The organism is Catenibacterium faecis, assembly GCF_014306455.1.
In the GTDB taxonomy this organism is placed as follows: Bacteria; Bacillota_I; Bacilli_A; order Erysipelotrichales; family Coprobacillaceae; genus Catenibacterium; species Catenibacterium mitsuoka_A.
Window position 1 is genome coordinate 1 of sequence record NZ_JACRWG010000084.1, and the last position, 5,800, is coordinate 5,800.

The 5,800-nt window shown below is 36.3% G+C and carries 6 protein-coding genes; 1 reads left to right on the forward strand and 5 read right to left on the reverse strand.

The window, feature by feature from the left end; genetic code table 11:
• Window positions 1-93 precede the first annotated feature (93 nt).
• The 5 genes from H8909_RS12255 to H8909_RS12275 all read right to left on the reverse strand — a co-directional run bounded on the left by H8909_RS12255 (window position 94) and on the right by H8909_RS12275 (window position 5,247).
• Entirely contained in the window at window positions 94-909 is an 816-nt protein-coding gene (locus H8909_RS12255) for a helix-turn-helix transcriptional regulator (RefSeq protein WP_187013028.1), read from the reverse strand.
• A 305-nt stretch (window positions 910-1,214) separates the two neighbouring features.
• The gene (locus tag H8909_RS12260; RefSeq protein WP_187013029.1) at window positions 1,215-1,721 is read right to left on the reverse strand and encodes a hypothetical protein; all 507 of its coding nucleotides are present in this window, start codon (window positions 1,719-1,721) and stop codon (window positions 1,215-1,217) included.
• A 344-nt stretch (window positions 1,722-2,065) separates the two neighbouring features.
• A complete protein-coding gene (locus tag H8909_RS12265) occupies window positions 2,066-3,448 on the reverse strand; it encodes a hypothetical protein (protein WP_187013030.1) in 1,383 nt (460 codons plus the stop codon).
• A 141-nt stretch (window positions 3,449-3,589) separates the two neighbouring features.
• Window positions 3,590-4,741, reverse strand: coding sequence for a zinc-ribbon domain-containing protein (locus H8909_RS12270; protein ID WP_187013031.1), 1,152 nt, complete (start codon window positions 4,739-4,741; stop codon window positions 3,590-3,592).
• Window positions 4,742-4,752: 11 nt separating this feature from the next.
• A complete protein-coding gene (locus H8909_RS12275; RefSeq protein WP_187013032.1) occupies window positions 4,753-5,247 on the reverse strand; it encodes a zinc ribbon domain-containing protein in 495 nt (164 codons plus the stop codon).
• A 199-nt stretch (window positions 5,248-5,446) separates the two neighbouring features.
• Between H8909_RS12275 and H8909_RS12280 the strand changes: the two genes are divergently transcribed.
• Entirely contained in the window at window positions 5,447-5,668 is a 222-nt protein-coding gene (locus H8909_RS12280; RefSeq protein ID WP_202985974.1) for a helix-turn-helix domain-containing protein, read from the forward strand.
• The last annotated feature ends 132 nt before the right edge of the window (window positions 5,669-5,800 follow it).

Genomic DNA, 5,800 nt, shown 5'->3' on the forward strand with positions numbered 1-5,800 from the left:
TCAGATCACAAAAACAGGTGGAAGATTATGCCGTCATAAAAGGCACATTTTCCACCTGTTTATTAATTTAATTTGCGGTTTTATTAGTTTATATTATGGGTAGAGTTTGCGGTTTAACATTTCATTCTTCAAGAAATGATTTTTGCTCACCATATTAATCACCATAAGCAGTCTTACCTCCGCTTCTTTGATTGTAATGTTATTGGTTCTCATCTCCAACTCGAGAATTGATTTGATATTATAAATACGACGATCCGTCATAATTTTAATACAATGATTAGGAAGACTTTTGTTCCAACAATCTTTAAACACTTTCAAGAAATCCTGAAGCTCTTTATCAACCTCAACTTTTGGCAATTCTTGCGAACGTTTACGATTATCAACTTTTAATTCACTCAAAACCTTTTTTTTAATTTCATTGTAAAGTTCTTTTTTGATCATATCTTTGATGCTTCTAATTGCATCTCCCGGAAACATACTCAGCAGAGACTCAGCATCATTCTCCTCCATATCATCTTTTTGAAAGCGAGGAAAATATTTCAATCCTTTTTCGGTGAGACGATAATTATTAGCAGGACGTTTACCACCAGAAAGCATCTTTTCTTCCTTATGTACTTTGATAATCCCCTCCTTTTCAAGTGTTTTAAGTGCTGTTCTCACTTGACTCAACGATAACTCTGGTAACTCCTTTTTCACAATATCTTCAAATGACATAAACACCCACGCTTCGCCGTTAATCATATTTTTCTTGGTTCTCTCGTTGTGAAGCTGCCATTGATAAAGAATTCCTGCAACAATTGCCGGTGTGTACTTTCCTCCAAGATCAGCAGCTAAACGACGCTGGCAGACTACTAAATCGCCAAATGGAATAGGTTTTTTATATTTCGATTTTTTATTACTATTACTCATTCGCAATTCCTCCTTAGTGTAATTTGATTTTTTAAGTTTTAAATGGTACTATGAAACTAGTAATTGTTCCTATTGACTTATCTATACGAACAATATTGCTCATCTCAAGCTTAATTATGTAATCATGGGGTTCACTCCTTTCTGTATTTCCTTCGTGTGGTTATCCGCTTCACTATATATATGTCAGAAAAATCAAGTAGCTTAATTTTTACATACAGCTATTTTCACACACCAAAAAAGACCTTGTTTCATAATCCAAAGTCCATCTATCTTTTCAATATTAAGTGCAAGAGTTTTTATATTTATCAAAAAAATTCGTCAAATATATTTGCTTTGACTTCTTCTTTGACTTCTTCTGTTTTCTTTTCTTCTGTTTTAGTTTCGCTTCCAGCCATTTCTTTTTTGGCAGCTTCAAAACTAACACCGATAGTAACATTACTAGCAGGCATTTCGAAAGTATAATTACCTTCATCATTTGCAGTAACTTTACCATCTTCAAGAGAGGCTACAACTGTTCCGTCAGCGTTTTTGACTTCAATTTTAGCTGCATTGAATCCTTCTTTCGGTTCAACAGCAACCTCAACCTTGTCTCCCTGTGCATGAGTTGCAGGATCCTGCGTCTTGTTTCCATCGGTTACAAAAGAGGTCGTTCCATTTTGCGTCTGGCTAAGTGTCGCTACATAGTCCTTAGCAATCTCGCTCTCAATCCCTGATTCTTCCGCATAAACGACAGAGCTAGGAACTGCTGAGGAGAATGCCATCAGAAAAGAAAGCGTCGAAGCCACACTTCTTTTTAAGATAGTTTTCTTCAATTGGAATACTCCTTTCTTTTTAGAACTTTTAGTTCCTTGATATCTTACACATCAGCAGTAGAGCATTGTAGCGGATGATTTCTACATTGGACTAAGCCAATGGAAAGACCGAAAATTGTTTTCGACCGGTTATCCCTTTCCGGTCTATTTTTGGTACGATAAAAACAGTACCGACTATAATATGTAAGAAAAACATTTTTAAACTCGTTCGATTGCACTAAAAATCGGAGACTTTTTTATTTTCTGTTTATAATTGAATCATTACAGGAAAAACAGGCAAAAAAATAGACCCAACCATCTATGATCGAGTCTATCCATTTCCTATTTAAACTAGAATTAATTCCTTATTTTCTTTTTCCACAGGAAGAGCATTTCTGACCGATAACTACTGTTTCTGTCCATGCTACTTTATCGACAACTGTTTTCGTGCCAGTTTTCACTCTCTGAGTTTCGTATACAGCGTCGTGATGAACTGTCTTGTAAATATATTCAATATGACATGAGTGTCCGGTTTCTAACATGTGCATATCCATATCATCTTGGTTTGATGTTCGATAAGAACACTGACTACATTGTGATACTGAACCGGTTTTTACTCTTTCGTCCCAGGCATCCTTTACTTTGACCTGTCTATTTTCATAAACATCTTCCTGGTGAGTTACTGCTGGATGATTCACAGTTTTTGTAACGTTAACCCAGGTATGTGTATGAGATGGCTTGCTGTTTGAGCTGTTTCCGCTATTTGGTTTGCTTGAACCAGAATCTGGTTTGTGAGATGGCTTGCTGTTTGAGCTGTTTCCGCTATTTGGTTTGTTTGAACCAGAATTTGGTTTGCTAGATGGCTTGCTGTTTGAGCCGCTTCCATTATTTGGTTTGTTTGAACCGGAATTTGGTTTGTGAGATGGCTTGCTGTTTGAGCTGCTTCCACTGTTTGGTTTGTTTGAACCAGAATTTGGTTTGTTTGTGCTGCCAGATGTAGAAGGCTTTTTAGCTTCTTCCTTCTTATCATCCTTTTTCGCTTCTTCTTTCTTAGCTTCTTCTGGACTCATTGCTGGTGCAGCTGTAATTTCTGGTTTTACTTCTGTCTTGGCAGAAGCATCAACCACGTTGCCTCCAGTTACAGCTGTAGAAGCAGGAGCTTTCTGTTCTGCTTTAACTTCGGTTCCATCAGACTTCTTAACAGTTTCTCCATTATCTGTACGGACCAGCTTATTCTGATCAGCAAGCTTCTGCGCTTCATCCCTGTTTACAACGACTGTATCTTTTTTAACCTTGACTGTTTCAGTTTTAGTCTTGTCAGCAGATTTTTTATCTGTCTTGGTTTTGTCAGCAGATGTCTTGTCCTTCACAGTTTCAGACTTGATGAAAGCATCTCTGAATGCGTCATAAGCTTTACGATCAGCTGTAATACTGAAAGTAATCTTGTAATCTCCTGTTTTTGAAGCGTCTACTTTAGAACTGTCTACATCAATGCCTTTTACGATAGAACTGTCATATAACACTCCATCAAGGTAATCAACGTCCTTGGAACCTTCTAATACATACATATCATCGATACCAGTATATGTGTCTTTGATTGCGTCCTCATCGAGCTTAGTCGAATGCGCTGCTACTTTATTCGTACTTTCTACTTTTGTGTCTTTCTTTGCGCCGCATCCTGTTGCTGTTCCAGCAACCATGAGCGCAGCTAAAATCATTGAAATTCTTTTTACATTCTTATTTGCCATTGATAATTTAAGCGATAGACCCTCGTATTTTTAATTCTAAGGGTGGAAATCGTTGTCTCCTTTCTGTAAAAGTATCTTGTTTACAAGTTTAGTTCATCATTTTCCTTTGGCTTTAAACACAATTACTCCCACCAACTATTACTATGCTTTATAAGCTACTCCCAATTTCTGCAAAGCCGCAATTCTATGGTTGCGAGAAGGATGACCCATCTCTAATAGCTTTAATCCGAATTTGAATTCTCTAGGCATGCAGTTATCAAGATACAGGCATAATGCCTCTCCATATCCACATTGTGCAACATACCTATCCGCTTCAAACTGATTTGCTCTAACACCACCACGAATGAATAAGAAACAAACTCCCATCCACGCTGATAAGCATACAATGGATGAGGCAAAAAGAAGTGCGCCCATCGTTGAATCACTCATCGTTAAAAGACCTTTACGTCTATCACCAAATGTCATATCAAACCAGCCAACCACTATAGCAAACAGTCCCAGTATTATACTAATCAGATTACTACCAAGCATGAAAAGCAGATAATCGGGATCCATTACATGAATACGATAAAGTTCTGCAAGCACCTTTGCTTTAAATACCTCTTCTGGGAGTTCTGTCATCGCGTAGGATACTCCAATAGAATTCATTCCAAATGCGTAAACCACCGCTTCATCGGTCTTCATCTGATAAACTTTGATATCATTTGGAAGAGTCAGTCCGTTCCGGCGTGCTTCTGCGATAATCGCTTCCACAGGTATTGTAATTGATTCTATCATATCCTGGCGTTCGATTTTCGATGCACCAACAATCAATCTCATGCAGGCTTGTCCAAATCCATTTAAGATTAACTGAAATAAACACCAGGTAAAAGTAGGCAACACGATTGCCGTAAATAAGGCCTGAATGATTCCCGAAAAAAAACCGTACTCACTTATAGCTTCCGGAAATGACCCGATTACTGAGATGGCAACAAATGCAAGAAGTATGGTCAAATATACGAGCATACCCATTCTCTTTTCTCTTTTAACAAGTGTATAAAATTTTGCAAAGTGTCTTTCTTTGATGTTACCAGAAACAAGGTCTTCTCCAAAGTCAGATATTGTAGTCTGTTCCATATTCTTACTGCTTATGGTTTTCATTGCATGCTTTTTAACATTTTTATTTTGCTGTGAATTTTGAGCTTGATTACTATTTTGTTGAGCACTTCCTTGTTGATTTACTAGTTCTTTCCCACATTTGGGACAAAACTTTGCTGCTTCTTTAATTTCATTCCCACATTTTGGACAAAACATAATTACTCCTCCTACTTACTAATTTTCGTTCCGCAATTCACGCAAAATTCATTATCTTCACTTTGTACCTTTCCACATTTCGGACATTTAGCTCCTGATCCAGTTGGCGTCACAGGATTCTGTGAATAATTTGTCTGGCTATATCCCGTCTCCGTTGGGGTGCTCATTGGTTTCATATTGTCTTTTTCATTAGAAATTTGAGATTCTAATATAGCTATTTCCTGTTCCAAACTAGGTATTTTTTCAAAGCAAACGCGTATATTTTCATCAGCCATATAATCAGTAACTGATGAATTCGTAGTTTCATTCTCTGAAGAATGGTTGTCTTCACTTACCGATTCGACCTCTTCGGTTTGATTACTCTTTGTAAAGTCATAAAACAATTTTCCCAACTCTGTATACAATTTATTTAGTTCATTTGTTTTAAGTCCCAAAGTAACTTTTAGTTTTGCAATATTTGCAGCCCCTTTTGTATTTGAAATAATTGATTCAAAATTGATTGCCATGTTTTGCACCAAATATAGGATTTTCCACCTATAATCCTTTCCTTTAAATTCCCATTAAATAACATGATTTTATATATTTTTCAAACAGTAATTTCAATATTTTTTTAAAGCTATGCTATTTCTTTCGATTAATTATAGCCAAATATTCGGCAATATTCAATATATTTGTAAAATTATATAATTTACTATATATGAAACGATGGGGGTGGCGGTTATCTTTACTTATGAGCCGTTATGGAATACCCTAAAGAAGAAGGGAATTTCGCAATACGATTTAATAAAAGTTCATCATGTTAGCACTGGAACTTTAGATTCATTAAGAAAAAATAAAAGCGTCACAATGAACACGTTAAATGATCTTTGCATAGCCATCGATTGCCAGATTCAAGACGTTGTTCAAGTTATAAAGGAGAATGAATAATATAAAATGGACTCTGTAAAAAGGACACGATAAAAAAAGGATATTTATTTCGTGACCCTGTTTTACAGGGTTTTTATTTTGCGTAGTATAATGATTATAGAATGGTGGTGTTATTATGGGAGTAAATTATTT

Bases quoted from the DNA above. Each gene is read 5' to 3' on its own strand.
- H8909_RS12280 (WP_202985974.1), top strand. From the start codon at position 5,447: ATGGGGGTGGCGGTTATCTTTACTTATGAGCCGTTATGGAATACCCTA.
- H8909_RS12265 (WP_187013030.1), bottom strand. From the start codon at position 3,448: ATGGCAAATAAGAATGTAAAAAGAATTTCAATGATTTTAGCTGCGCTC.
- H8909_RS12270 (WP_187013031.1), bottom strand. From the start codon at position 4,741: ATGTTTTGTCCAAAATGTGGGAATGAAATTAAAGAAGCAGCAAAGTTT.
- H8909_RS12255 (WP_187013028.1), bottom strand. From the start codon at position 909: ATGAGTAATAGTAATAAAAAATCGAAATATAAAAAACCTATTCCATTT.
- H8909_RS12275 (WP_187013032.1), bottom strand. From the start codon at position 5,247: ATGGCAATCAATTTTGAATCAATTATTTCAAATACAAAAGGGGCTGCA.